This is a genomic window from Mycobacterium sp. AT1 (assembly GCF_002043095.1).
Lineage (GTDB): Bacteria > Actinomycetota > Actinomycetes > Mycobacteriales > Mycobacteriaceae > Mycobacterium.
In genome coordinates, this window is record NZ_MVOC01000005.1 from 95,627 (window position 1) to 120,428 (window position 24,802).

General features: G+C 67.3%; 25 protein-coding genes. 12 read left to right on the forward strand and 13 right to left on the reverse strand.

Annotation, left to right across the window (positions count from 1 at the left end):
- The first annotated feature begins 30 nt into the window (after positions 1–30).
- A complete protein-coding gene (locus B1790_RS02500; protein WP_158083736.1) occupies positions 31–924 on the forward strand; it encodes a TIGR03564 family F420-dependent LLM class oxidoreductase in 894 nt (297 codons plus the stop codon).
- A gap of 102 nt (positions 925–1,026) precedes the next feature.
- On the opposite strand, the gene speB is transcribed toward B1790_RS02500, so the two are convergent.
- Genes speB through B1790_RS02530 form a run of 6 tightly spaced genes read right to left on the reverse strand, consistent with a single transcriptional unit; the run spans position 1,027 to position 6,873 of the window.
- Entirely contained in the window at positions 1,027–1,977 is a 951-nt protein-coding gene (speB, locus tag B1790_RS02505; protein WP_079921556.1) for an agmatinase, read from the reverse strand.
- The gene (locus B1790_RS02510) at positions 1,974–2,723 is read right to left on the reverse strand and encodes a creatininase (RefSeq protein WP_233164898.1); all 750 of its coding nucleotides are present in this window, start codon (positions 2,721–2,723) and stop codon (positions 1,974–1,976) included. Before B1790_RS02510 ends, speB begins: the two co-directional genes overlap by 4 nt.
- Before the next feature lie 32 nt (positions 2,724–2,755).
- Positions 2,756–4,177, reverse strand: a complete 1,422-nt coding sequence (locus tag B1790_RS02515; protein WP_079921560.1) for an APC family permease — start codon at positions 4,175–4,177, stop codon at positions 2,756–2,758.
- A gap of 28 nt (positions 4,178–4,205) precedes the next feature.
- On the reverse strand, positions 4,206–5,003 hold the full coding sequence (locus tag B1790_RS02520; RefSeq protein WP_079921562.1) for an SDR family NAD(P)-dependent oxidoreductase: 798 nt from the start codon (positions 5,001–5,003) through the stop codon (positions 4,206–4,208).
- 34 nt (positions 5,004–5,037) lie between these two features.
- The gene (locus tag B1790_RS02525) at positions 5,038–5,949 is read right to left on the reverse strand and encodes an NAD(P)-dependent oxidoreductase (protein WP_079921564.1); all 912 of its coding nucleotides are present in this window, start codon (positions 5,947–5,949) and stop codon (positions 5,038–5,040) included.
- A gap of 12 nt (positions 5,950–5,961) precedes the next feature.
- A complete protein-coding gene (locus B1790_RS02530; protein WP_079921566.1) occupies positions 5,962–6,873 on the reverse strand; it encodes a polysaccharide deacetylase family protein in 912 nt (303 codons plus the stop codon).
- A 104-nt stretch (positions 6,874–6,977) separates the two neighbouring features.
- Between B1790_RS02530 and B1790_RS02535 the strand changes: the two genes are divergently transcribed.
- A complete protein-coding gene (locus B1790_RS02535) occupies positions 6,978–8,480 on the forward strand; it encodes a PucR family transcriptional regulator (protein ID WP_079921568.1) in 1,503 nt (500 codons plus the stop codon).
- A 197-nt stretch (positions 8,481–8,677) separates the two neighbouring features.
- Here B1790_RS02535 and B1790_RS02540 read toward each other — a convergent pair whose 3' ends face one another.
- A complete protein-coding gene (locus tag B1790_RS02540; RefSeq protein WP_079921570.1) occupies positions 8,678–9,142 on the reverse strand; it encodes an Lrp/AsnC family transcriptional regulator in 465 nt (154 codons plus the stop codon).
- A gap of 79 nt (positions 9,143–9,221) precedes the next feature.
- On the opposite strand from B1790_RS02540, the gene B1790_RS02545 reads away from it, so the two are divergent.
- Both B1790_RS02545 and B1790_RS02550 read left to right on the forward strand, forming a co-directional pair.
- Positions 9,222–9,674, forward strand: a complete 453-nt coding sequence (locus B1790_RS02545) for a DUF2000 domain-containing protein (RefSeq protein WP_233164899.1) — start codon at positions 9,222–9,224, stop codon at positions 9,672–9,674.
- Between the two features lie 258 nt (positions 9,675–9,932).
- A complete protein-coding gene (locus B1790_RS02550) occupies positions 9,933–10,877 on the forward strand; it encodes an NADP-dependent oxidoreductase (protein WP_079921574.1) in 945 nt (314 codons plus the stop codon).
- Positions 10,878–11,062: 185 nt separating this feature from the next.
- Here B1790_RS02550 and B1790_RS02555 read toward each other — a convergent pair whose 3' ends face one another.
- Positions 11,063–11,869, reverse strand: coding sequence for a helix-turn-helix transcriptional regulator (locus tag B1790_RS02555; RefSeq protein ID WP_079921711.1), 807 nt, complete (start codon positions 11,867–11,869; stop codon positions 11,063–11,065).
- An 87-nt stretch (positions 11,870–11,956) separates the two neighbouring features.
- On the opposite strand from B1790_RS02555, the gene B1790_RS34565 reads away from it, so the two are divergent.
- From B1790_RS34565 to B1790_RS02565, 3 genes are all read left to right on the forward strand, one after another.
- Positions 11,957–12,100 (forward strand): hypothetical protein, encoded by a 144-nt coding sequence (locus tag B1790_RS34565; RefSeq protein ID WP_158083737.1) that lies wholly within the window; start codon positions 11,957–11,959, stop codon positions 12,098–12,100.
- A 39-nt stretch (positions 12,101–12,139) separates the two neighbouring features.
- Positions 12,140–12,847, forward strand: coding sequence for an SDR family NAD(P)-dependent oxidoreductase (locus B1790_RS02560; RefSeq protein WP_079921576.1), 708 nt, complete (start codon positions 12,140–12,142; stop codon positions 12,845–12,847).
- 90 nt (positions 12,848–12,937) lie between these two features.
- Complete coding sequence (locus tag B1790_RS02565; RefSeq protein ID WP_198951891.1) at positions 12,938–14,296, forward strand: phosphatase PAP2 family protein; 1,359 nt, start codon at positions 12,938–12,940, stop codon at positions 14,294–14,296.
- Between the two features lie 12 nt (positions 14,297–14,308).
- Here B1790_RS02565 and B1790_RS02570 read toward each other — a convergent pair whose 3' ends face one another.
- Complete coding sequence (locus B1790_RS02570) at positions 14,309–15,109, reverse strand: SDR family NAD(P)-dependent oxidoreductase (protein WP_079921577.1); 801 nt, start codon at positions 15,107–15,109, stop codon at positions 14,309–14,311.
- Positions 15,110–15,379: 270 nt separating this feature from the next.
- Here B1790_RS02570 and B1790_RS02575 point away from each other — a divergent pair, with 270 nt between their 5' ends.
- The gene (locus B1790_RS02575; RefSeq protein ID WP_079921579.1) at positions 15,380–16,675 is read left to right on the forward strand and encodes a serine aminopeptidase domain-containing protein; all 1,296 of its coding nucleotides are present in this window, start codon (positions 15,380–15,382) and stop codon (positions 16,673–16,675) included.
- 4 nt (positions 16,676–16,679) lie between these two features.
- On the opposite strand, the gene B1790_RS02580 is transcribed toward B1790_RS02575, so the two are convergent.
- The 3 genes from B1790_RS02580 to B1790_RS02590 form a co-directional block, all read right to left on the reverse strand.
- Complete coding sequence (locus B1790_RS02580; RefSeq protein WP_079921581.1) at positions 16,680–17,525, reverse strand: universal stress protein; 846 nt, start codon at positions 17,523–17,525, stop codon at positions 16,680–16,682.
- Between the two features lie 103 nt (positions 17,526–17,628).
- A complete protein-coding gene (gene hypB / locus B1790_RS02585) occupies positions 17,629–18,390 on the reverse strand; it encodes a hydrogenase nickel incorporation protein HypB (protein ID WP_079921583.1) in 762 nt (253 codons plus the stop codon).
- Positions 18,383–18,760, reverse strand: coding sequence for a hydrogenase maturation nickel metallochaperone HypA (locus tag B1790_RS02590; RefSeq protein ID WP_079921585.1), 378 nt, complete (start codon positions 18,758–18,760; stop codon positions 18,383–18,385). Before B1790_RS02590 ends, hypB begins: the two co-directional genes overlap by 8 nt.
- Before the next feature lie 205 nt (positions 18,761–18,965).
- On the opposite strand from B1790_RS02590, the gene hypF reads away from it, so the two are divergent.
- The 4 genes from hypF to hypE are packed head-to-tail and all read left to right on the forward strand — an operon-like array spanning position 18,966 to position 23,716.
- Entirely contained in the window at positions 18,966–21,302 is a 2,337-nt protein-coding gene (hypF, locus tag B1790_RS02595; RefSeq protein ID WP_079921587.1) for a carbamoyltransferase HypF, read from the forward strand.
- A complete protein-coding gene (locus tag B1790_RS02600; protein WP_079921589.1) occupies positions 21,275–21,559 on the forward strand; it encodes a HypC/HybG/HupF family hydrogenase formation chaperone in 285 nt (94 codons plus the stop codon). The genes hypF and B1790_RS02600 overlap by 28 nt, the downstream gene beginning before the upstream one ends.
- The gene (gene hypD / locus B1790_RS02605; RefSeq protein ID WP_079921591.1) at positions 21,556–22,656 is read left to right on the forward strand and encodes a hydrogenase formation protein HypD; all 1,101 of its coding nucleotides are present in this window, start codon (positions 21,556–21,558) and stop codon (positions 22,654–22,656) included. The genes B1790_RS02600 and hypD overlap by 4 nt, the downstream gene beginning before the upstream one ends.
- On the forward strand, positions 22,649–23,716 hold the full coding sequence (gene hypE, locus B1790_RS02610) for a hydrogenase expression/formation protein HypE (RefSeq protein WP_079921593.1): 1,068 nt from the start codon (positions 22,649–22,651) through the stop codon (positions 23,714–23,716). Before hypD ends, hypE begins: the two co-directional genes overlap by 8 nt.
- Before the next feature lie 5 nt (positions 23,717–23,721).
- Here hypE and B1790_RS02615 read toward each other — a convergent pair whose 3' ends face one another.
- Complete coding sequence (locus B1790_RS02615) at positions 23,722–24,783, reverse strand: AraC family transcriptional regulator (RefSeq protein ID WP_079921595.1); 1,062 nt, start codon at positions 24,781–24,783, stop codon at positions 23,722–23,724.
- Between the last annotated feature and the right edge of the window lie 19 nt (positions 24,784–24,802).

Consider the following 24,802-nt stretch of genomic DNA (forward strand, 5'->3'; position numbering starts at 1 on the left):
ATGAGAAACATGCATATCAGCACCATGCCCATGCCCGATCCTTCGCATCCGCTCCCGCAGGTCCTCGACGGCTTGAGCGACATCGCCGCCAGGGGGTTCCACTCGCTCTGGCTGCCGCAGCTGCCCGCGGGGCCGGGGTTGTCGGGCTGGGACCCGCTGATCGCCCTGGCTCTTGTGGGCCAGCTCGCGCCGGAGGTGAAACTCGGCACCGCGGTCAGCGTGATCTACGGGCAGCATCCCTTCACGCTGGCCCGGCAGGCGGCGACCACGTCGGCGGCCGTCGGGGAACGGCTGACCCTGGGGCTTGGCGTCAGCCACCCCGCCGTGGTGGAGGCACTCGGCTACCGCTACGACCGGCCCGCTGCATTTCTAAACGAGTACCTGACCGCGCTTCTACCCGCTCTCGCCGGGGAGCCGGTCGACGTTCACGGCGAATTCCTCACCGCCGTCGGTCAGCTCGAGGTGTCGCAGGCGCCCGTGCCATCGGTCGTCCTCGCCGCGCTGGGTCCCCGGATGCTGCGCATCGCGGGGTCGCGGACCGACGGCACCGTCACCAGCTGGGTCGGTCCGCGCACTCTCGACGAGCACATCGTGCCCTCGCTGACCAAGGCGGCCGCCGATGCGGGTCGTCCCGCGCCGCGGGTCATCGCGGGCCTTCTCGTCGCGCTGACCACGGATGCCGACGCCGTCCGCGCCGCGATCGACGACGACTTCGCCGCGTCGGGGTCGATGCCCGCCTACCGCGCCATGTTCGATCGCGAAGGTGTCAACGGACCCGGCGACGTCAGCATCGTCGGCGATGAGGCGTCGGTGAAGGCGCAGCTGCACCGCCTCGCCGACATCGGCGTCACCGAGTTCGTCGGAACACCGGTCGGCGACGCCGAGACTCAATCGCGCACAATCGATCTCCTCGCTGCGCTCTGAGGTGGCCCTTCACCTCAGGCGGTTTGGTGCCAGGTCAATCGCTTGACCAGTTGGGCAGGCGCTTGGCGGAGGAATCGGACGGCTTGCGCCGTCACCGAGGCGTCAGCGCGCGACCATCAGTCCCACCATGTCGAAGACGACGGTCGCCGCGGCGATCGAGGTGATCTCTGCATGGTCGTAGGCCGGTGCCACCTCCACCACATCCGCGCCGATCAGATTCAGCCCGGTGAGTCGCCGCAGCATCCGCAGCAGTTCTCGTGCCGTCAGCCCGCCGGATTCGGGGGTGCCGGTACCGGGGGCGAAGGCGGGATCGAGCACGTCGATGTCCACCGACAGGTAGACCGGTTCGTCGCCCACCCGGCGCCGGATGACGTCGACGGCGGCATCGATCCCCATGACGTCGAGATCTCCGGCTCGGATGATCCGAAAGCCCATGGCGGCGTCGTCGTCGAGGTCGGCCTGGTCGTAGATGGGTCCCCGGATGCCGATGTGGATCGAGTGGTCCTCGATCAGCAGGCCCTCCTCGAAGGCCCGTCGAAAGATCGTGCCGTGGGTGACCGGGGCGTTGAAGTAGGTGTCCCAGGTGTCGAGATGAGCGTCGAAGTGCACGAGCGCGACGGGGCCGTGCACCGCGTGCAGGGCGCGGAGGTTGGGCAGTGCAATGGTGTGGTCTCCGCCGATCGAGACGATCCGGCGGCGACCGTCGCCGAGGATCTCGGCGGCATGCTGCTGAATCTGGCGGCACGCCTCGTCGACGTCGAACGGTGTGACCGTGACGTCGCCGGCGTCGACGACCTGTACGACCTCCAATGGGGCGACGCCGAGTTCGACGTGGTAGCCCGGTCGGAGCGTACGGGCGGCCTGACGGACCGCCATGGGGCCGAAACGAGCTCCCGGCCGATAGGAGGTGCCGCCGTCGAAGGGCACCCCGAGGATGGCGATGTCGTAGTCGCTCACCTCGCCGATGTCGGCGATCCGCGCGAAGGTCCCCTTGCCGGCATAGCGCGGCACGTCGACGGCGGGTACGGCACCGATCGGCGCGGCCCCGCTCACCGGGTGGGCCCCTCGCGCGGGAACTCCTCGTCGAGGACGTCGAGCACCCGCTCGACGAACCACTCGGTGAGGATGCGGCCCTTCTCGGCGCTCGCCGGAACCGGCGAGGACAGTGACCCGCTCGCGGTCGACAGGCGCGTGTCGATGGGCAGGACGTCGTGGTTCACGACCCGCTCGGGCTCGTCGGGTGCGATGAGCTCGGTGCGCACCATGTCGGGCTGGTGGTGCATCCACAGCGAGGTCTCGATGACCGCGGCATGTTCGAGGGCGAGCCCGGGAAACGCGTCGGGCCAAAGGAGTTCGCGGCGTTGCGGGGTGTAGTCGGGGTTGACGTCCTCGATGACGACGATCTTGACCTCGGGACGCCGCTGGCTGACGAGGAAGGCCGGCTCGTAGACGAAGCCACTGTTCTCGAAGTGCCAGTTGTACAACACGATGTTGCGGAATCCGCTCCGGACGAGTTCGTCTAGGACGTCCTCCAGCACGCTGATCAGCGTCGTCGCGCGCAGCGACAGGGTGCCCGGAAAGTGTTGTCCGCCACCGCTACCCGGTCTGCTGCGGTATCCGAAGGGGATGAAAGGGCCGACGACGAGACGGCGGTGCCGGGCTGCCTCCACCAAGATCCGCTCCGGCAGTACCCAATCGGTGCAGACCGGGAGGTGGTGGCCGTGCTGCTCGGTGGCTCCGACGGGGATCACCACCGGCACGTCGGCCGCGGCCGCGTCGGCGATCTCAGGCCAAGTCATGTGTTGATAGCGAACGGGATTGGTGTCAGGGGTCATGATGTCGGCTCCAGGTCCGCGGTATCGACGGCGGTGGTCGGTGTGGCAGGTGACCACACCTTCGACCCGCCCCACGCCAGCAGCGCCAGGGCGATCAGGACGAACTCGGCGATCAGGTACGGCGTGTCCTGGGTGGCCAGCGCGATCGCGGTGAACGCCACGACCACCAGCGGCGGCAGCGGCCACAAGGGCATCTTGAACGGGCGCGGCTCGTCGGGCATGGATCGGCGGCTGCGCAGCGCGGCCAGCCCGATGCAGAGGTACACGGCGGCGATGACGGTGCCCGCGAAGATGATCAGGAAGTTCAGCGCAGAGGTGAAGACCAGCACCGCGGCCGGCACGGCCAGTACCAGCACTCCGACCCCGGGCGCCCGAAACCGGTTCAGGCTGCCGAGCATCCGGTTCACCGGCTGAGGCCAGGCGCCGTCGCGACCCGTGGTGTAGACGCCGCGGGCGAAGTACATGAGCAGCGACAGCATCGCGTTGAACAACGCGACGATGGCACCGATGTCCACGATCGCGCCCGCCTTCGTGCCCAGCGACGCCTCCACCGAGTAGACGACCGGCGCCGGGGCGCTGAAGAACTCCTTGAGGTCCGGCGCGGCGACCACGGCGGCGATGAGCGGAACCATGATGAACACGCAGGCCAGCACCGCCGAGATGATCACGGCCTTGCCGATGTTGCGCTCACCACCCTTGAGTTCTTCGGAGAAGCCGAGTGCGGCGTCGTAGCCGTTGATGACGTTGAAGGCCGGGGCCAGGGTCGCGAGCATCACCGCGAAGCCCACGGCGACGAGTTCGCCGTTGCTCAGGACGGTGGGGTGGAACGTGACCTCGGTCAGGGACTGATGCGGATTGGCGAAGGCGGCGATGGTGATGATGCTCAGCACGACGAGTTCGACGACGACCATCACCGCGGTGGCCCAGGCGCCGATCTCGACGGTGGTCAGCGCGAGCGCCGTGGCCAACGCCAGCAAGATGATCGCAATGACGCCGTCGGACAACGTGATTCCCGGGATCAAGTGCTTCAGGAAGGCGCCGATTCCCAGTGCGATGCTGGCGGGGATGACGACGCCCTGGATGAGATAGTTGAACATCGTGATCCAGGACAGCGGCCCTGGCAGCACCTTCTGGACGAGGGAATACATGCCGCCGGCGATGGGGAACATGCCTGCGAGTTCGGCCAGGCACAACGAGATCAGCACCACTACCACCGAGAGGAGTAGTCCTGCGCCGATGGAGAACGTGCCGCCGACGACGAACACGCCCGCTGACAGGAAGAGGACGGCCATCGTCGGAGAGACGTCGGCCATGGCCAGCCCGACCACTTCCGGCACGTTGAGTCGGCGGTGCAGATCCTGGGTGTAGCCCAGCTGCTCGAGTCGCGAAGGGGTAGGGGCCCGTTCTGGTTCGGTCATCGTGCTCTCCCTTGTTGTGGATCGGGTTCTAATGGGCGGCAACGCCGATGGTGCCCACGGGTACGCAATTGGTGCGGCCGCCGTCGGCGACCATCTGGGCGCCGGTGACATAGCTGGCGCGATCGGAGAGCAGGAACGCGACGACCTCGGCGATCTCCGCTGGTTCGGCGATGCGTTGCATCGCCACGCTCGCCGCGTTGTCGGCGAGCTCCGCTTCGGGGTCCGCTGCTCCGTCGAACTCGGCGAGGAACATGGGGGTCTTGGTGGTGCCGGGGCACACCGAATTCACCCGGATGCCCCACGAGGACAGTTCGGCGGCGGCGCTACGGGTCATCGCCAGGATGGCCCCCTTGGTGGCGGTGTAGGCGACGTAACCGGGCTGGCCGATCAGCGCGAGTTCGGAGGCGGTGTTGACGACCGCGCCACGGCGGCGGGGCTGCATGACGCGGGCGGCTTCGCGCAGGGTGTGGAAGCTGCCTGCCAAATTGGTGCGCACGAGCCGGTCGAACATCTCGTCGGTGGTGTCGACGAGCGGCGCCACGATCGAGATGCCCGCGTTGTTGAGCACTGCGTGGATGGGGCCGAGGTCACGCTCGACGCGCTCGAAGGCGTCGCGAACGGAGTGGGGGTCGCCGACGTCGAGTCCGATCGGAAGGGCCCGGCGGCCATGGCCTTCCACGAGGTCGACGGCGGCGCCGAAGTCGTCCTCGGCGCGCGAGAGCAGGGCCACGTCTGCGCCGTCGCGGGCGAGTGCGGCGGCCGTGGCCATCCCGATCCCCGATGCGGCGCCGGTGACCAGTGCGACTCGTCTGTCGCTCGATGTCATGGGTGCTTCCTCCTCGTCGTGGTGGCGTTGGGGGTCAGATGTTCGCGCGCAGCCAGTCGATCTGGTGACGTAGACCCCGCTCGAGGTCCCACTGCGGGCGATAGCCGAGGTCGCGTTCGGCCGAGGAGATGTCGAAGGCGCCCATGTGGTCCCAGGCCGGTAGCAGACCTGGGCCGATGTCGAACGTCGCCTCCGGCAACAGCTTTGCGAGCATCGCGGCGGTCTCGGTGACCGAGACCTGCCGTCCGCCCGAGACGTTGTACGTCGGTTGGGCGGGCGCGTCGGCGATGGACGCGAGCCGTGCCGCGGTGGCGACGTCCTCGACGTGGACGAACTGGAACGGGTGGTCCCCACCCTCCGGGAGATGGAACGGCTCCTCGTTCAGTGCCGCGCGGATCATGTCACCCAGCAGGCTCGGCATCCACAGCCCCGGCCCGTACACCTCGGTGATGCGCAGGGACACGACGTGAACGCCGTACAGCGACGTGTAGACCGAGCCGAGCAGTTCGCCGGTCACCTTGGTGACGCCGTAGACCGTGGTGGGGGCCGGGGTGACGTCCTCGCCAACCACGGTTCCCGGTGCGATGTTGCCCAAAGCGCACTCCGACGAGAAGTTGACCACCCGCTTCACGCCGGCCATTCGAGCAGACTCGAGGACGGAGAACGTGCCCTCGGCGTTGGCGGCGAAGGTCGTCACCGGCAGCTCGATCGAGACCCCCGGGTGGCTCTGTCCGGCGGTGTGGATGATCCGGGTGACCTCGTGGTCGCGCAGCGTCTGCACCAGCCGGGGGATGTCGAAGAGTTCGCCCTGGACGAGCACGAGCCCGTCACGGTCGTCGACGGCGAAGTCGCGGTTGTAGCTGATCACCGGCTCGCCGAGCCCGATGAGCTGGTCGACGAGGTGCCGTCCGACGAATCCGCGTCCGCCCGTGACGAGAGTGCTCATGTGGATCTCCGATCACCAGGTGGGGTAGATGGCGGGGTCGACTTCGAGCGGTTCGAGCCGGCGCCGCTCGACGGTGGGATCGGCGAGGACGGCATCGCGCAGCTGAGTGCCGGTCATGAAGGTGACGTCGCCGCGTTCGTAGATGATCTCGATCATGCGGCGCAGGTTCCTGGCTCGCCCGGCACGACCGGAGAGGAAGGAGTGAGCGGTCAGCTGGAACAGTCCGCCGAATTCGCGCAGTCCGTCGAGTTCGGCGGTCCAGAGGGCGAGCGCCTTCTCCGGCGGTTCGATGACGTAGCCGAGGTGTGGCTCGGGCAGGTATGCGTACTGTTCCCAGTCGTCCAGCGACCAGTGCGGCGGCAGTTCGACCAGGGGGCCGTGGTCGGTCTCGATGACGTAGGGGCGGTCGTCGTCCATCAGGCTGGTGTCGTAGGTCAGCCCGTGCTCGACGGCCAACCCCGCGCTGCCCCACGTGGCGGCCCACATGGGGGAGCGGTAGCCGTTGGGCGTGATTCCCAGTCTGGCGAGGGCCTCGTAGCCTCGCTCGAACTCGATGCGCTCCTCGGCGGTGGTCAGCTGAGTGGCGGGCCGGTGCGAGTAGCTGTGGTGGGCGACGTCGTGGCCGCGCTCCGCCATCTCGGTCACCAGCGCGGGCCAGAGCTCGGCTGACAGTCCGGGCACGAAAAACGTTGCCTTGATCCCGAATTCGTCGAGGATGTCGAGAAGCCTCGGCGTGCCACGGCGCGCGTCGAACTGCTGGTGGGTTATCGCCATCGCGTTGTCGGCGTGCCGGCGTCCTGCGGCGAGGACCGGTGTCACGCCGTCGACGGCGAAGGTCAACATGGCCACTGCCGCGGCACCGTTGCGCCACCCGGGGGATGACTGCTTGGACTGATGTGGGGTCACTGCCGGTTGGGCGGTCATCGGGCTCCTGTCTGCCGTGACCGCCAACGATTGTCGCCTTCGTGCGCCGTTGCAACGGACGCAGTGTCAGCAATCCAAGCCCCTCCTATGGGACATACTGTCGTATGAGCCTGATCCTGAGCGAGGTGCTCGACCACCCGCTGCTGCAGTTGGCCGACCCCGTCATCCTGAGCGGCCACGACAACCTCGACCACACGGTGCGCTGGGTGCACTCCGCCGATCTGCTCGACATCGCACCGCTTCTGCGGGGCGGCGAGGTGCTGCTGACCAACGGTGTTGGACTGGTCGGGGTCGACCAAGCGGCACGGCGGCACTACGTCCGGAGCTTGGCCGAAATCGGTGTCGCGGCACTGCTGTTCGAGGTTGGTCGAACCTTCGCCGGGGTGCCGGAGGAGATGGTCGACGAGGCGACGGAAGCGGGTCTGACCATCGTGCAGATGCAGCCGGTGCTGCGGTTCACCGACGTGGCCGAGGCGGTGAACAGCGAGTTGATCGACCGGTCGGTGATCCGGCTGCGCCATGCCGACGAGACGTCCCGCGCGCTGTCCGTGGCGCTGGCCCGCGGTGCGTCGCTGCGCGAACTCGTCGCACAGGTAGCGGCCACGCTGGGTTCCTGGGCGCAGCTTCGAGACCGGGCGGGCCGACTGGTGGAGGAGGCCGGTGGCCCGCACGATCCGGATGCCGCGAGCGCCGACGCCCCGGTGCTGGTCGACGGGGCCGCCTGGGGACGGCTGGTGATCGGAACGGACGGCGCACCCGAATTACAGTGCGAAGCGGTGCTGGATCGCGCCCCGACGGTGCTGGGGCTGTGCCTGATCCGCGAGCACAAGGACGTCGCCGACGCGGTCCGTGCTCAGCAGATCCTGCTCGAACAACTCGTCGGGAACCGTTCGATGGCGCGCGGACTGCTCGAGGCCCGGCTGGCGGCAGCCGGGGTGGCCGTCGACGGTCACGAGTACGTCTGCCTGATCGCGGACCGGCACCGAATTCCATCTGCCGAGCACTTCGTCGACAAGGTGATCCGCCAGTGCGGGCACGGAATCTTCGGTGTCGTAATGGGTTCGCTGTGCGCGGTGGTAGCCCGCAGTCGCGACGTCGAGGGGGCGGCGTTCGGCGACGCCGTGCGGCGGGTGGCCGAGCGCGAGCTTGGGCGGGACAAACGGGTCTGCGCTGTGGTGGGCCGCCGGGTCCAGGACGTCTCCGACGTACCCAGGGCGATGGCGGATGCGCACGCCACCCTCGAGCTGGCTCGGGAACTGCACCTGTCCGACCCCGTCATCGAGGTACAGCAACTCGCGCTTCAACGACTGCTCGACGGGTACAGCGACCGGGAGACGCTGCGCCAGTTCGTCAACGAACAGATTGGCATGCTCGATGACTCCGACAAGCGCCGCAGCGGGCAACTGCTGCAGACTCTGGAGGTGCTGGTGGCATGCGCGGGCAACAAACTCGAAGCCGCTCGGCGCCTACACATCCGGCGCCAGTCGCTGTATTACCGTCTCGACCAGATCCAGCGGCTCACCGGGTGCAACCTGGACGACGCGCAGCAGCTGCTGCCCATGGCGGTCGCGTTGACGGTGCGCACGATGCTGACCACCGGCCGCTGACCGTCTGAGACGGAGGCATCGAGGTGCGGCACCGCCGAAGCGTAGGGGATCCGGCCGGCGCGGCCCGTACACCGCCCCGCGTCGACCGCGTGCTGCCACTTGCCTCTATTCGGGAGGCGCACGAATTGGCCGAGAGCAGCAGCGACAAGGTCGTCGTCACTCTGACTTGAGAACGTGCGCAACAGCTTTCGGCGACGTCACCCCTGCTGTGGAGCAGGGGTGACGACGGGATTTCGTTCGTGGTCGAAGACCACTTCGGTGCGGACACCGGCGACTTCGCGCCGTTTGGTCAGGGAGTCGAGCACGAAGTCACGCAACGCCTCGGTCGAGGGGACCGCGACGTGCATGACGATGTCCTCGGCGCCGGTGGTGATGAACACCTGCAAGGTCTCGGGTAGCTGAATCGCGAAGTTGCGGAAACCCAGCACCACGTCGCGTGATTGGGGTCGCAGTCGGACGGTGATCATCCCCTGCACGGGCCGTCCCAGTTGGGCGGGGTCGACCACGTAGTGAACCCCGGCCAGGACGCCGCGGTCCCGCAGGGAGCGCACGCGTTCCAGCGTGGTGGACGGTGAAACCCCCAGGGCGGCGGCGAGGTCGCGGTTGCTGCGCCGACCATCTGCCTGCAATGCGGCGACGATCGCAGAATCTAATTCGTCCATAACGCCATAATGACATCGCTGATCGAATGAAATTCGGCTGCTCTGGAATGGACACGACGGATTGCCTACTTTGGGCGGCATGAGCGAACTAGCGATGCCCTTTCGGGCGCCTGAGGAAATGGACCGCCTGAACACCAAGATTGCGGTGGTCCTCGACGTGGATCTGCCCGTGTGGCAGAAGCTCAACGTGACGGCGTTCTTGGCCAGCGGCATCGCGGCCACTGCGGTCGACGCAATCGGCCTGAACTACGCCGACGCCGACGGCACCGACTACGCGCCGATGTTCGGGCAGCCGGTGATGGTGTTCGGCGCCGACAAGTCCCGGCTCACCCGCACTCTCAACCGGGCGCTGGATCGTGGGGTGTCGCCGGCGATCTTCACCTCTGCGCTGTTCGGCACCGGACACGACGACGAGAACCGTGCCGCCGTGGCAGCGGTCCGGCGGGCCGAGCTGGACGTCGTCGGGCTGGCGGTGCGTGCCGAACGCAAGGTCGTCGACAAGATCGTCGACGGTCTCAAACTTCATGGCTGATCCGGTGGGCACGCCGAGCGCTTTGACGAACGCCGCCGTTGGCAGTTTGCGCATTGTTGCAACTGGGTTCTGGCGGCTTCGGTGTCGCCGGCGATGACGAGCACTCAAATGGTGGCTTGGCGGTAGCCCGCCCATCAATGTTCGATGTCGAAGCATTGTGATCACCCTCACGGCGGAGTGCGGAATCGCTTCGATATCGAAGCGACTTGTACGACGTGTAACTGCTTCGCATTCGAAGCACATGACCGAGGAGGATTCATGAAGGCAGTCCGCTACCACCGTTACGGCGACAGCGACGTTCTGGCATACGAGGACGCTCCGCGACCGGTTCCCGGCCCGCGAGAGGTTCTGATCGAGGTGGCCGCCAGCTCGTTCAACCCGGTCGACGCCGGCATCCGCGGTGGCTATCTGGCCGAGGTGTACACCGTCAGCTTCCCGCACACTCCCGGAGTCGACGTCGCCGGCACGATCGCCAAGATCGGTGACGGGGTGGCGGGCTGGAGCGTCGGTGACGCGGTCGTCGCGTTTCTGCCGCTGGACGCCGACGGGGCCGCCGCGGAGTACGCGATCGCCCCGGCCGAATCGCTCGCCGCCGCACCGACATCGGTTCCGCTGGCCGATGCCGCCGCGCTGCCGGAGGCCGGGTTGACGGCGTGGCAGTCCCTCTTCGAGATCGCCGGGCTCACCGACGGCCAGTCGGTTCTTGTCAACGGCGCCTCGGGTGCGGTGGGCGGATACGCCATTCAGTTGGCCAAGCAGGCCGGTGCCGTGGTCACCGCGACCGCGAAGGACCGCGATGCGGATCGGCTGCGCGGCTACGGCGCGGACCGCATCGTGGACTACGTCGACTACACCCGGTCCCCACTGGTGGTCGAGGGTGCGCCGTTCGACGTGGTGCTGAACTTGGTGCCCACGTCTGACGAGCAGACCGACGCGCTGATCGGACTGGTGGCCGACGGCGGTTTCCACGTCGGGACGATGGTCTTCGGGCCGAAGGAGCCCGAGCGCGGGGTCCGGTCGCAGCGGGTGTTCGTGCGCAGTGACGCCGCGCAGCTGGCTGGGTTGGTGCGCCGGGTCGACGACGGGCAGCTGCGGGTTGAGGTCGCCCACCGTCGCCCGCTCGCCGAGGCCGCCGAGGTGCATGCCGACTCCGATGCCGGCCGCCTGCACGGCAAGACGATCCTGGTGCCCGACAACAAGTAGTCCTCTGCCACAACCACATTCGATTACCGGCCGGCATACCAAGGGGGAGGCCGGCATGAGCACTCAACAGCGCGAAGCGATCGACCGTTCATGGTGGGCAACAGCGACATCGGCCAGTGCGCACGCTGGTTCCACCCCGACGTGAGCATCGGAGTGGGACGACCGAGTCGCCACCTTGGTTCGCCTCAGTCGGGACTCGTCACGAGCAGTGCCAGCTTCTCGCCAGTGGTGGTGCCTGGCTCCGGATGGTAGATCTGCAGGTGTTGGCCGTCGGAGTCTGGAATGGCGAATCGGTTGCGGCGAAACACCAACTCGCCGAGTTCGGGGTGGTGTAGGCGGCTGGTGCCCGCGGGTCGATAGCCCACATCGGCTCTGGCCCAGAGCTCTGCGAAGGACGCGCTGCTCGCGCAGAGTTCGTCGACGAGTGTGTCGAGGCGAGGGTCGCGGGTTTCACCGTCCGCGACTTGGCGCAGACCGCCGACGACACCGGCTGAAGCGTCGTCCCAGTCGAGGTGGAGTCGACGCTCGGCTGGGTCGAGGAACAACGCGCGGAGAAGGTTTCGGCCGGGCGCGAAGTTGGGGGAGAGGTTGCGCGCGAGCTGGTTTGAGGCCAGGCAGTCCAGGCACCGTCCGGCGACGAATGCAGGCAGGGGCAGCTGATCGATCAGGCTGGCGATGTCGTCGCCGACCCGCTCGACATCGGAGTACGTGACCCGACGGTCGCGGGCGAGTTGGTGCAGGTGCGCGCTGGCGGCAGCGTCCATGCGCAGCGCCCTGGCGAGCGCGTCGAGGATCTGTGCAGAGGGATGGGGGTTGCGGCCCTGCTCGATTCGCAGGTAGTAGTCGGCGCTGATGCCCGCCAGCGCCGCCAGTTCTTCTCGGCGTAGGCCGTCGACGCGCCGCCGCGGGCCGGCCACCAGACCGACGTCCTCCGGCCGGACTCGGCCGCGACGCAGTTTGAGATAGTCGCCGAGCGCATTGCCGCTGCTCATCGCCATAGCCTAGCCAAGACTGGGACTCCCGGTACCCAGGATGAGCGGGACCTACCCAGGGCGCCGCCAGCCCGCCAATGCTTGATGGTGAGTCCGCCCGCAAGCTATCGAATGCTCGCGTACTACTTCGACATTCGCGGCTATCCCGTAGACCCCGACCTGCCCGGTGACGACCAGCCGGCCATGGCAGAAGCGCTGCGCACCGAAGCCTTCCATTGGCTCGAGGACTGAATTGCCCGGCAACGCGCAACACACCCGAAGGAGAAACAGATGACCACCATTCTGATCACCGGCGCCAACAAGGGCCTCGGATACGAAACTGCTCGGCAGCTGATTGCGGCGGGGCACACCGTCTATCTCGGGTGCCGTGACCCTCAGCGCGGCCAAGACGCCGCGCAGCGACTCAATGCGCGGCTCATCCAGCTCGACGTCACCGACGACGACTCGGTGTCCGCCGCAGCGCACCTCGTCGAGGAGATGGGCGGACTCGACGTGCTGGTCAACAACGCCGGTGTCGAGGGCCGCGGTGACGGCAACGCGATCATCACCGCAGGGGAAGTGACCGCGGCGATGATGCGAGAGGTGTTCGACACCAACGTCTTTGGTCAGATTCGGGTGACCCATGCGTTCTTGCCGCTGCTGCAGCGGTCGTCGGCCCCGGTGATCGTCAACGTCAGCAGCAGTCTGGGATCGTTGAGCCTCGCCGAAAGGCCGGAGAGCCCGACCTTCTTCTATCCCGGTGTCGCCTATCCGGCGTCGAAATCGGCGGTCAACATGATCACCGTCCAGTTCGCCAAGCAGTTCCCGACCATGCGTGTCAGTGCCGTCGAGCCGGGCTACACCGACACCGACCTCAACGGGCACACCGGAACGCAGACGGTCGAGGAAGGAGCCCGCATCATCGTCGAGATGGCCCAAACTCCCGGTGACGGTCCCACCGGCGGCTATTTCTCCGCGCACGGCCCCGTCCCTTGGTGATCTCCGCGCACTGGGCGATGCCGCATACCTTGGCGGCCGACCAGTTTGAGTCCTTAGGATCGAGCTGTTCCCGTGACCTGAGGATTTTGTATGAAGATGCGTGCCTGCCTACTCGTCGTGATCGTCTGCGCTGGTGCGCTGCTGAGCCCCGGCACCGCCACGGCCCAGAGCGCGACGAGCCTGACCGTGCTCCGTGGGCTGACGCCCGTCGCCACCCTGAACAACACCGACGCCGGGCGGGCTGCCCTTGCGGCGAACCTCACGGTCACCGGGGCGATCCAGAACGGGACCGCCAATCAGCCGACCCCTCTACCCTTCCCCGATCAGCAGCAGCAGGCACTGCGTGACGCCTTCATCACCGACGGCAACGCCTATCAGCTCGCCGACGGCCTGGGGACCAAGCTCGGTGACGCCTACCAGAGGTTGACGTCCTATACCCGCGACGAGAACTACACCAACGTCTCACCGGCGGTCGCGAATCTGATCGCCTACGCGTCGAATGTCACCAAGACCGACTCCAATGCGGGAAAGTACTTCTTCGCCAATGCGACCACCGACGGAAAGGAACCGGTTTCGGCGGAAGCCCTGGCCATCCTGCACCAGGCGGGCGGCGTCACCGACATCTTCGGCAAGGCCTACAACCTGCCGGCGGGGAGCGAGGGAGCCGACGCCTACGGCGACTCCCGACCGTTCCAAACCGAGCCGCATCTGCTGACCTACGGCGGGCCCGACTTCTTCGGGGCTCCATCCGACAACGTGGCTTGGCTGCGTGGGCCGGAGCAGAACCTGGTCGACAGCCCGTCCTACCCCAGCGGCCACACCACGTACGGCTACACCGAATCGCTGGTGCTTGCCCTGTTGGTCCCCGACCGCTATCCGGAGATGATGGTGCGCGCCGCCGAATACGGCAACGACCGCGTCATCATCGGCGCGCACTACGCCATGGACGTGCTCGGCGGTCGGACCTTGGCCACCTACGACCTGGCGCACCTGTTGGCGAACACGCCGGACTACGTCGGTGTCGACCGGGACGGAGTGCGCATCGACGACTTCCGGCAAGCGCTGGCCGAGGCGCGATCCGACGTGACCGGGGCGCTCGCCGGTGCGTGCGGGAACGCCGTGGCAGTGTGCGCCAAAGACGACCAGAGCCGGTTTTCGCGACCCGAGGACAACGCGCGATTCGTCGACACCACCCAGACCTATGGCCTGCCAGCAGTATTCGGACAGAACGTAAACGCCGCCGTGGACGTCGGCAAGGTGGCGCCGGAAGCCGGATATCTTCTCACCGCGGCATACCCCTACCTCTCGCTCGGCCAGGCCAACGCCATCCTGACGGCGACCCTGGGGCCGGGCGGCGGTTTCCTCGACAACGGCAGCGCCTTCGGGGTGTACTCACGCCTCGACCTTCACCGCGCGGCGCAACAAGCCATGGCGGCAGCACCGAGGTAGGCACCGGCGCCATCAAGTCGTGGTGTGTTCGCGTGCTCCGCGTTCCTCGGCGATGGAGTTACCGCCGTCGACGACGAAGACCTGGCCGGTGACGTAGGACGCCGCAGCAGAGGCCAGGAACGCGACGAGAGCCGCGACCTCGTCGGGCCGGCCGGAGCGCCCCATGGGGGTGGCCGCTCCCATCGCGTTCTCGTGATCGCTGGCCGAACCCGTCGAGATCCAGCCTGGGGCAACGATATTTGCGGTAATGCCATGACGGGCGTTGTCGATCGCAATCGACCGCGTTAGCCCGACCAGGGCTGACTTTGCCGCGTGATATGAGGCGTCGCCTCGGTAGGCCATCACCGATCCCGACACCGAACCCACGTTCACGATCCGCCCGAACGCCTGTTTGGCCATGGGGGCCAACGCGGCTCGGGTGACGAAGAAGTTAGTGTCCAGGTTGCGGGAGATCGCGGCGTGCCACTGATCGTCCGACGTCAGTTCGGCAGGGGTCTGTTCTTCGCTGCCCGTCGTGGCCGTCATGCCCGCGTTGTTCACGAGGACGTCGAGTCGGCCGAACCGTTCGACGGCGTCGTGGACGAGTCGCTGAGCGGTCGAGGAGTCGCTGAGGTCGCCGACGAAGCGGACGGCCTGCGCCCCGATGGCGGTCAGCTCGGCGACGCGGTCGTCGATGCGCGACGACGTCGCGGCGATCACCAGCGTGTGAGTCGGTGCCAAGGCTCGGGCGCAGGCGAATCCGATGCCGGTGGGGCTACCTGCGCCCGTCACCACCGCGACGGGCCTCGACGCATCGGCCGTTGCCGGAACCATCACCTGTTACCTCCAGAGTTGAACCATCGACCAGATGTGGGTCACGTCGGATCGTCTGCCACGCTAGAGCAGGCGATTCCTCAGTCAGCGGGAAGGGGAGGTAGCCCCGTACCCGAACTCCCATCGGCAGCGGGAGCTCCTCGACAGGCGCCGTGCCACCGCACGTCGACTCACCACGGACTGGATTTGACGACTAACATGTGAATAGCGTCACCGCGCAACGCCTTCGATGTGGGCCATGAGAATCGAAGAGAGGCATGGGTTTTCGCGATGCAGCACGATGCCGTCTCCACCGCCGAAGCGGTGGTGCACCTGATGGAGGCCGATCGGTTCGCCGAGATCGACGAGCTGCGCGTCCCGGCGCTGCGCGATCAGGTCTCGGCAGACGCGTTGCGTGACCCCTGGCAAGAACTGATCACGACGTACGGACCGGTCACTCGGGTCGGTACCCGCTCGACTGAGCCTGCCGGTCACAACAGCACGATGGTGAAGATTCTCGTGACGTGTGAGCGTGGGGCGTTCGCCGTGCTGATGGCGTTCGACGACGCGGGCGGTCTGCAGGGTCTGCAATTCGCGCCGCCGGAGGCGGCCGAACCGGTGGCCCCCTGGCAGCCGGCGTCCTACGTCGACCCGGCCAGCTTCACCGAAGAATCAGTCACGGTCGACTCCGAGCCGTGGGCCACACCGGGCACGCTGAGCCTGCCGAACTCGCCGCGACCGGTGCCGGCCGTGGTCCTGCTCGCCGGTTCCGGACCGGCTGACCGCGACGCGACGATCGGCCGCAACAAGATCATGAAGGACCTCACGTGGGGTCTGGCGAGCCAGGGAATCGCGGCGCTGCGCTTCGACAAGGTCACGCACACACACCGCGAGGCGCTGGCGGACGTCACCGACTTCACGGTGGTCGACGAATACGTGAAGCCCGCGGTCGCCGCGATTCAACTACTGCGGGATCACCCGGCGGTGGACCCGACGAGGATTTTCGTGCTCGGCCACAGCCAAGGTGGCACCCTGGCCCCGCGGATCGCGGCGGCGGAACCTGCCGTCGCCGGCCTTGTCGTCCTGGCCGGTGCCACACAGCCGCTGCACCACACCGTCGTGCGCCAATATCGTTACCTCACAGCCCTTCACGCCCCGGGGGGAGACCTCGACGACGATCCGACGATCCAGGAAATCACCCGACAAGCCGCCCTGGTCGACAGCCTCGACCCCTCCTCACCCGCGTCGAACCATCCGCCGCCACTGGGCATCCCGGTCTCATACTGGCTCGATCTACGCGATTACGACCCCGTCGCGGTGGCCGCCCAGTTGGGCAAGCCGATGCTCATCGTGCAGGGAGGCCGCGACTACCAGGTGACCGTCGTCGACGATCTCGTCGGCTGGCAGACCTCACTGGCCGGTCATCCCGACGTCACCATCCGCGTCTTCCCCGCGGACAACCACCTGTTCTTCTCCGGCTCCGGACCGTCCGGACCCGGGGAATACGAACCGGCGCAACACGTCGACGAAGCGGTCGTCGTCGACGTCGCGCAGTGGGTTCACCAGCATGCGGACACCACTTGTTAGCGCATCAAAGCGCGCCTTGCTGGTCGCAGACGATGATGGAGCAGTCGGTGTCGTGCAGCGCGGCATGACTGCGTGGTCCGGTCATCTCGGCGATGCCGTGGGCTCGGCGGCGTCCGACCAGGACCAGTTGCACCGACCGGCCGTGATGTGACAAGTAGTTCAGCAGGCTGCCGTGCACGGCGACCGCCTCCACCTGCAACTCGGGATGCCGACGCAGCGTGCAGGCGAGGCGCCGATTCAACTGGGCCCGGAGCTGCCGGTTCTGTTTTTCGACGGCGTGGACGTCGTGGACGTCGGTCACGTGCGGGTCCCACACGGAGATCACGACCATCGGAGCGTGGCGCAGCAGTGCCTCGTCGACGCCGAGCTGCAGCACCACGTCGCCGGCGGGGGAGCGGTCGAGCTCGACGACGATCGATTCGGCCAGATCCGGCGACGGTGTGGCTCCGCGGATGATGGCAACCGGGCAGTGCGCTCGGCCGGCGAGTTCAACGGCCGTGGAACCGATGCGCCTCGAGGTGGCTCCGGTGGTTCCGACGGCGCCGATACACAGCATTGCGGCACCGCGACCGGCCTCGAGGAGCCGATCGACCGGCCGGCCCTGCAAGATCTCCACTTCGACCTTCACCGCGTCGTTCGTCGACTCGACGGCGGTGACGGCCTGCCGCACCCTGGTCTCGGCGGTGGCGACGTCGGGCGACGCGCCGTTCGCGTCGACGACCGAGACCAGGCGCAGCGGAACGTGGCGCGCGACGGCTTCCTCGGCGGCCCACAGAGCTGCGGTCACGGCGGAGCGGGAACCGTCGATGCCGACGACTACCGAAGGTCGCGCTGCAATGTTGTCTCGCATGCGTTTGTCTCCCAGTGTGGTTGCCTACACACACGCTATGGCGGCGCGACCAGGCGACGGCAGGGCAGAAGGTCCCCTCGTTGCGGCCGTTGGTCCGCCGAAGTCACATGCCGGTTGCACGGGTGAACGTCCGTAACCAGGTGTACCAGGCCGGCATACCCGCCCCGGTCTTGGCGCTGACCGGCAGCACCAGGGCGGTCGGGTTGACCTGACGAACGCGGTCGACGTAGGTGGCGACGTCGGCGTCGAGATGGGGTTCCAGGTCAATCTTGTTGACCAACACGACGTCCACCGCGCGGAACATGACCGGGTACTTGAGCGGCTTGTCCTCACCCTCGGTGATCGAGTACACCATCACCTTGGCGTGCTCGCCGACGTCGAATTCCGCTGGGCACACCAAATTTCCGACGTTTTCGACGATGACGAGCTGAAGGGTGGTCAGGTCGAGGCCGCCGAGCGCCCGGTTGACCATTGGTGCGTCGAGATGACATTCGCCGCCAAAGCCGTTGCTGGTGTTCAGAAGCGAGACCTGCGCACCCCGGCCCTCGAGCTTTGCGGCGTCGAGATCGGTGGCAATGTCGCCCTCGACGATCCCGACGGCGACGTCGCCGCGCAGCTCGTCCAGTGTGGCGGCGAGGATCGTCGTCTTGCCCGATCCCGGTGAGCTCATCAGGTTCAGGGCGCGCACGCCGTTGCTCTCGAAAGCGGTGCGGTTGACACCGGCTCTGACGTCGTTCTCGGCGAAGATCGACTCGAGCACGTCGACCCGCTGCGACCCGGTGTCGTAGCCGCCGTGGTCCCCGTGATCGTGATCGTGCTCGTGGTGATGATCGGTACCGTCGTCGTGTCGATGAAACCTACCCATTAGCAACACCTTCCGAGGATTCGACCGCCGTGTGGTCGGCGACTTCTATGGACGTCACCATGAACTCCTCACCGTGGGTTATCTCGACGTCCGCGCCACCACAGGCTGGACACGCCACGGAGAATCGGGAAGCGATCGGGGTGTCGGCACCGCATGACCGGCAGGACACGGCGGCGGCGATCAGCTCCAGTTCGAGCTCGGCATGCTCCATGTCCTCGAAGTCGCGGACCAGGGTCCAGCAGAACGCGAGTGCATCGGGCACCACCTGGCGAAGGGCGCCCACCCGCACGCGGACGACGTCCACCCGTCGTCCGGCGGCGTGAGGTTTCACGACGCCGGCGATGGCTTGGCACAAGGACAGTTCGTGCACAACGGTTTCCGATCGGATTAGTCGTCGACGACGACCTACCCTATGCCGTGGATGCGCCCCGTGAGAGCGGAAGGCGCCTCAAGAATTGAGGACTAAAGTCACTCGTCCATTCGCGATTCCGGCCATAGTGTGGCGGTCTAGCCTGAGGTGACCAAGCGCGTCGACAGCCCATTGACGTGACTGGTGCGCCCTGTCCGGGAGGCCCATGAAGCGCGTCCGAGATGAGAGCGTCACGGCGGTGCGCTACCGGCTCGACATCTCTGGCGTCGTTCAAGGTGTCGGGTTCCGGCCCGCCGTCGTGCGCGCCGCCAGCGCGCATGACCTCACCGGTCTGGTCTACAACGACTCTGGTTGCGTCCATTGCGAATTGGAGGGCACCCCCGCGAACGTCGAGGCGGCGATCGCCGAGATTCGCGACGCGCCGCCGCCGATGGCGCGCATCGACGCCGTCAGGGTGACGTCGGTGCTGCCGCGGGGGGATCGGGAGTTCCTCATCGTCGCGAGCGAGGAGTCGGGCACTGCGCGCACCCTGGTGCCGCCGGACGTCGCCACGTGTGCCGACTGCCTGCGGGAGATGCGCGATCCCGCCGATCGCCGCTACCGGCATCCCTTCATCACCTGCACCAACTGCGGACCGCGCTACACCGTGATCACCGACCTGCCCTACGACCGTCCCGCGACGACGATGAGCGACTTCGCCATGTGTGCGCGGTGCGCGGCCGAATACGGCGACCCCGGCAATCGCCGTTTCCACGCGCAGACGATCGCCTGCCCGGACTGCGGCCCGAGGTTGAGGTGGGTGGGACCGGGTGTCACATTGGCGCCGATCGCCGCCGCCGCCGCGGTCATCGAGACCGGTGGAGTCGTTGCGGTGAAGGGCATTGGCGGATATCACCTCGCCTGTCGGGCGGACGACACCGCCGCTCTCGCCGAACTGCGCAGACGAAAGACGCGGCCCGCCAAACCGTTTGCCGTGATGGTGTCCGATCTCTCGACGGCCCGGGGCGTGGCCGAGATCGGCGACGCTGCCGCCGCCCTGCTGACGTCGCCGGCGGCCCCGGTCGTCGTGGTGCCTGCCGTGCCGGGGGCGCTGTCTCCGCTCGTCTCGCCGGGTCTGCGGGATGTGGGGGTGATGTTGGCCTATTCGCCGATTCATCACCTGCTCTTCGAGGCTCTTGGAACCGCCGCATTGGTCATGACCTCGGCCAACGCGGGTGGATCGCCGATCGTCTTCAGGGACGGCGACCTCAGCTGGATCGACGGCCTCGCCGATGGTGTGCTCACCCACGACCGGCCAATCCACGTCCCGTGTGAGGACTCCGTGCTCACCGTCGACGACGTGGGTAACCCCTTGCCGCTGAGGCGGTCCCGGGGGTACGCCCCGTTGCCCGTGACGATGCCGACGTCTCGTGACGGCGCCCCGGTGATCCTCGCGACGGGCGGCGACGTCAAGACCGCCTTTTGCCTGATGGCTCCCGACGGACATGCCCATATGTCGTCGCATCTCGGCGACATGGCAGATCCGCGGACGCAGTCGTGCTTCACCGAGGCGCTCGATCACCTGGCGCAGATGACCGACCAACGGCCCGACCTACTCGTGTGCGACATGCACCCCGGGTACGCGAGCACCCACTGGGCGCAGCGCCGGGGTCGACCGATGGTGCAGGTTCAGCACCACCACGGGCACGCGGTCTCACTGCTGGCCGAACACGGTCGCCTCGGCACTCCGATACTCGCGGTCACCTACGACGGCACCGGATACGGCACCGACGGGACCATCTGGGGCGGCGAACTCCTCGCGGTGGTCGAGCCGTCGCGATTCACTCGGGTCGGTCATCTGCTGCCGTTCGGTCTGCCCGGCGGTGAGGGTGCCGTGCGGCAACCCGCGCGGATCGCACTGGACCTGATGACCAGAGCCGGGGTCGACTGGCGCGTCGACCTGGCACCGGTCGCCGCAGTCGGGGTGGCGGGTGTGCGCGTGCTGGCGCAACAGATTGCGCGGGGAGTCGGCTGCGTCACCACCACCAGCATGGGCAGATTGTTCGACGGGGTGTCCAGCCTCCTTGGTGTCTGTCAGGAGGTCACCTACGAGGGCCAGGCTGCGATCGAGCTCGAGCACGTGGCGCGCGGGGGCACATCGGGAGTCGTGACCGTCGACTTCGATGTCCGCAGCCGCGTGCTGGATCCGGCTCCGGTGGTCGCGGGAATGGTCGAGGGTCTGCGTGCCGGGGTGGGCGTCGCCGACCTCGCCGTGGCGTTCCACGACGCGGTCGTCCGGGCCACCGTCGCGGCTGCCGCCGAATGCGCGCTGGCCGCGGCGATCCCGACGATCGGGCTGACGGGCGGCGTCTTCGCCAATCGGCTGCTGCTCGAAGGCATTCGAAACGGTCTGCAGGACCGCGATTTCGAAGTGCTCACCCATCGAGTGGTGCCGTGCAACGACGGCGGGCTGGCGCTGGGACAGGCCGCGATCGCGGCAGCACTCCAACGATCCACTAGTGAAGGAAGCGGCTCATGTGCCTTGGAATACCCGGCAGGGTGACCACGATCTGGGACGAGTCGGGCACCAGGATGGCCACCGTGGACTTCGGTGGTACCACCAAGAAGGTATGCCTGGCGTATCTGCCCGATCTCCAGATCGGTGAGTACACGATCGTCCACGCCGGCTTCGCCTTGAACCGGCTCGACGAGGAGTCCGCCAACGAGACGTTGAAGATGTTCTCCGACCTCGGCATCCTCGAAGAGGAACTCGCAGGGGTTCAGGCGCCCCACGACGGCGAACGGCGGACCCCGGCATGAAGTACCTCGACGAGTTCCGCGATCCCGCCGCCGCCCACGTCCTGGTGGAGCACATCAAGCGGCGGGCCACCCGTCCCTGGACGATCATGGAAGTCTGCGGGGGACAGACGCATTCGATCATCCGCAACGGCATCGACCAGCTGCTGGGCAATGCCGTGGAGTTCATCCACGGACCCGGCTGCCCGGTCTGCGTCACGCCCTTGGAGATGATCGACCGGGCACTGGAGATCGCATCGCGCGACAACGTGATCTTCTGCTCGTTCGGGGACATGCTCCGCGTCCCCGGAAGCACTCAGGACCTGTTCGGCGTGCGTGCCAGCGGGGGCGACGTCCGCATCGTCTACTCCCCGCTGGACGCCACCCAGATCGCCGCCGACAACCCCGACAAGGACGTGGTGTTCTTCGGGGTCGGCTTCGAGACCACCGCACCCGCGAACGCCATGTCCGTCGTGCACGCCCAACGGCTCGGCCTGAAGAACTTCTTCCTCTTGGTCTCTCACGTCCTGGTGCCACCGGCGATGACGGCGATCCTGTCCTCGCCGACCAACCGCGTACAGGGTTTCCTCGGCGCGGGACACGTATGCACCGTGATGGGAACGTCCGAGTACGGCCCGCTGGTCGAGAAGTTCGGGGTCCCGATCGTGGTGTCCGGATTCGAGCCCCTTGATCTCCTCGAGGGGGTGCGGCAGCTGGTCGACCTGCTCGAAGACGGCAAGGTCGAACTGCGCAACGCCTATCCGCGCGCGGTGAACGACGTCGGCAACGTCGTCGCCCAGCAAGTGTTGAACGACGTCTTCGTCGTCACGGATCGAGCCTGGCGCGGCATCGGGGTGATTCCGAAGTCGGGGTGGACCCTCGCGCCGCGGTGGGCGGCATTCGACGCGGAGAAGAAGTTCGGCGTCGGCCACATGCACGTGCAAGAGTCCGCCGACTGCCACAGCGGCGAGGTGCTGCAGGGGCTGCTGAAGCCCAATGAGTGCCCGGCGTTTGGCAAGTCCTGTACGCCGCGCAGTCCACTCGGCGCCACGATGGTCTCCAGCGAGGGAGCGTGCGCGGCCTACTACCAATTCCGACGGCTGGATCTTGCCCATGTCTGAGGTGACTGCAATCGATCCGGCGGACTGGGTGTGCCCCCTTCCGCTGCGGGAGACCAAGCGCATCGTGATGGGCCACGGCGGCGGCGGGATCCTGTCCGAGGAGCTGATCGAAAATCTGTTCCTACCCGCGTTCGGTGCCGGCGGACCGTCGCGCGACTCCGCGGTGTTGACGGTCCCCGCCGGACGGATCGCGGTGTCGACCGATTCATACGTGGTGCAGCCCTTGTTCTTTCCGGGTGGCAACATCGGGGACCTGGCAGTCAACGGCACCATCAACGACCTCGCGATGAGCGGGGCCCAACCGCTGGGCCTGACCGCCGGATTCATCCTCGAGGAGGGCCTCGAATTGGAGCTTCTCGGACGCATTGCCCAATCGATGGGCAAGGCGGCCGACCACGCCGGCGTCGGCATCGTCACGGGCGACACCAAGGTGGTCGGCAGGGGGAGTGCCGACCAGCTCTTCGTGAACACCGCGGGCGTGGGGGTGATCCCCGACGGCGTGGACATCGGGCCCGAAAGGGTCCGGCCCGGTGACGACGTGATCGTCTCGGGCAACGTCGGCGAGCACGGCGTGGCGATCATGAGCGTCCGCACGGGCATCGACTTCGGCACGGTGGTCACCACCGACAGTGCACCACTGCACGGCCTGGTCGCCGCGATGCTGGCGGCCGACGAGGGCGGACACCACATTCACGCCCTGCGCGATCCCACCCGAGGTGGTCTCGTCGCCTCGGTGGTGGAGATCGCCAGGGCGGCTGGTGTGGGAATCAGCCTGCAGGAGAGCGTGATTCCTGTCCCGGATGCCGTCGCTTCGGCCTGCGGCTTCCTGGGCCTTGATCCGCTGCAGGTTGCCAACGAAGGAAAGCTCGTGGCGTTCGTCGACCCCGCCGCGACGGAGGCCGTCCTCGCCGCGATGCACGCCCATCCCGAGGGCGCCAGGGCCGTCGTCATCGGTCGGGTGGTTCCCGAGCATCCGGGCATGGCGGTGGGGAGGACGCCGTTCGGCACCACGCGAGTGATCGAACGTGAACTGGGCGAGCAACTTCCACGCATCTGCTGACGTGGCTAGCGGCGCAGGGTCTGCGACGGAGACTCGCCCCACCGCTTGCGATACTCGCCGCCGAAGCTGCCAAGGTGGTGGAAGCCCCACCGTTCGGCGACGGCGGTTACCGTGATGCCATCTGCGGTGGTGGCGTCCATCAGCTCCTCGCGCACCCGCTCGAGCCGGCGCTCGCGCACGTATGCCATCGGGGTCATGCCGAGTTGCTCGTGGAAACCCTGTTGAACCGCACGAACACTCATGTGGACGGCGCTCGCCACCGAAGCCATGGTGATGTGCTCGGCCAGATGGTCGTCCAGGTAGTCCATGGCGGCCTGGACCACGGCCCCACGCTTGTCGGGCCGCGCCGGTGAGCTGAAGGTGGCGTGATGATTGGACGGCTGCAGGTGTAGCAGACTGCTCATGACGAGGTCTTCGACTGGTCCGATGCCCTGCCCGCGCCCCACCAAGGAGCCAGGGTGGAGAACCTCGGCGTGGATGAGCTGAACAGCGGCATGCCATCGCATCGCGGCCTCGGTGGTGAGGTCGAATTCAGGATCGAACGCCAACGGGTGCGCCAACCTGTGGCCCGTGACGCGGGTCAGGTATGCCGTCATGGCAGGCTCCTCGATCCTGATCAACAGTTGCGGGGAATCCAGCTCAAGACGCATGGTCAGGGACGTGTCGGGGTTGGTGACGAACGAGCGAATACTGTTGGCCTCGAAAGTGTTTCCGTGACAGGTCACCGTCGCGCTGCCGTTCGTCGGCATGTGCACGGCGTAGTAGGCGCCGAGGCGCGGGATGTCGACCTCGACGGGGACGTGCAGGTCGAAGTAGAGCATGCTGACGTTGCGCAGCCGTACGCCATGCATGCCTGCGGCGAAGCCGGCGAGGTGCTCCTCGGCGACGCGCAGGGTCAACGGTGAAAGCGCTTGTCCCATCAACTTGGCGGCTTCTCGTAGGTCCTCGGTGTAGAAGATCTCGTTGGCGGCGAGCGCAGGCGGCACCCCGCGGGGCCGCACCTTCCGCCGCACCGGGTCGTCGGTGTGGCGGACGTTGATGAAGCCGAGCCGGGTCAGGCGTGACATCGGCGTCGTCCACGACGGC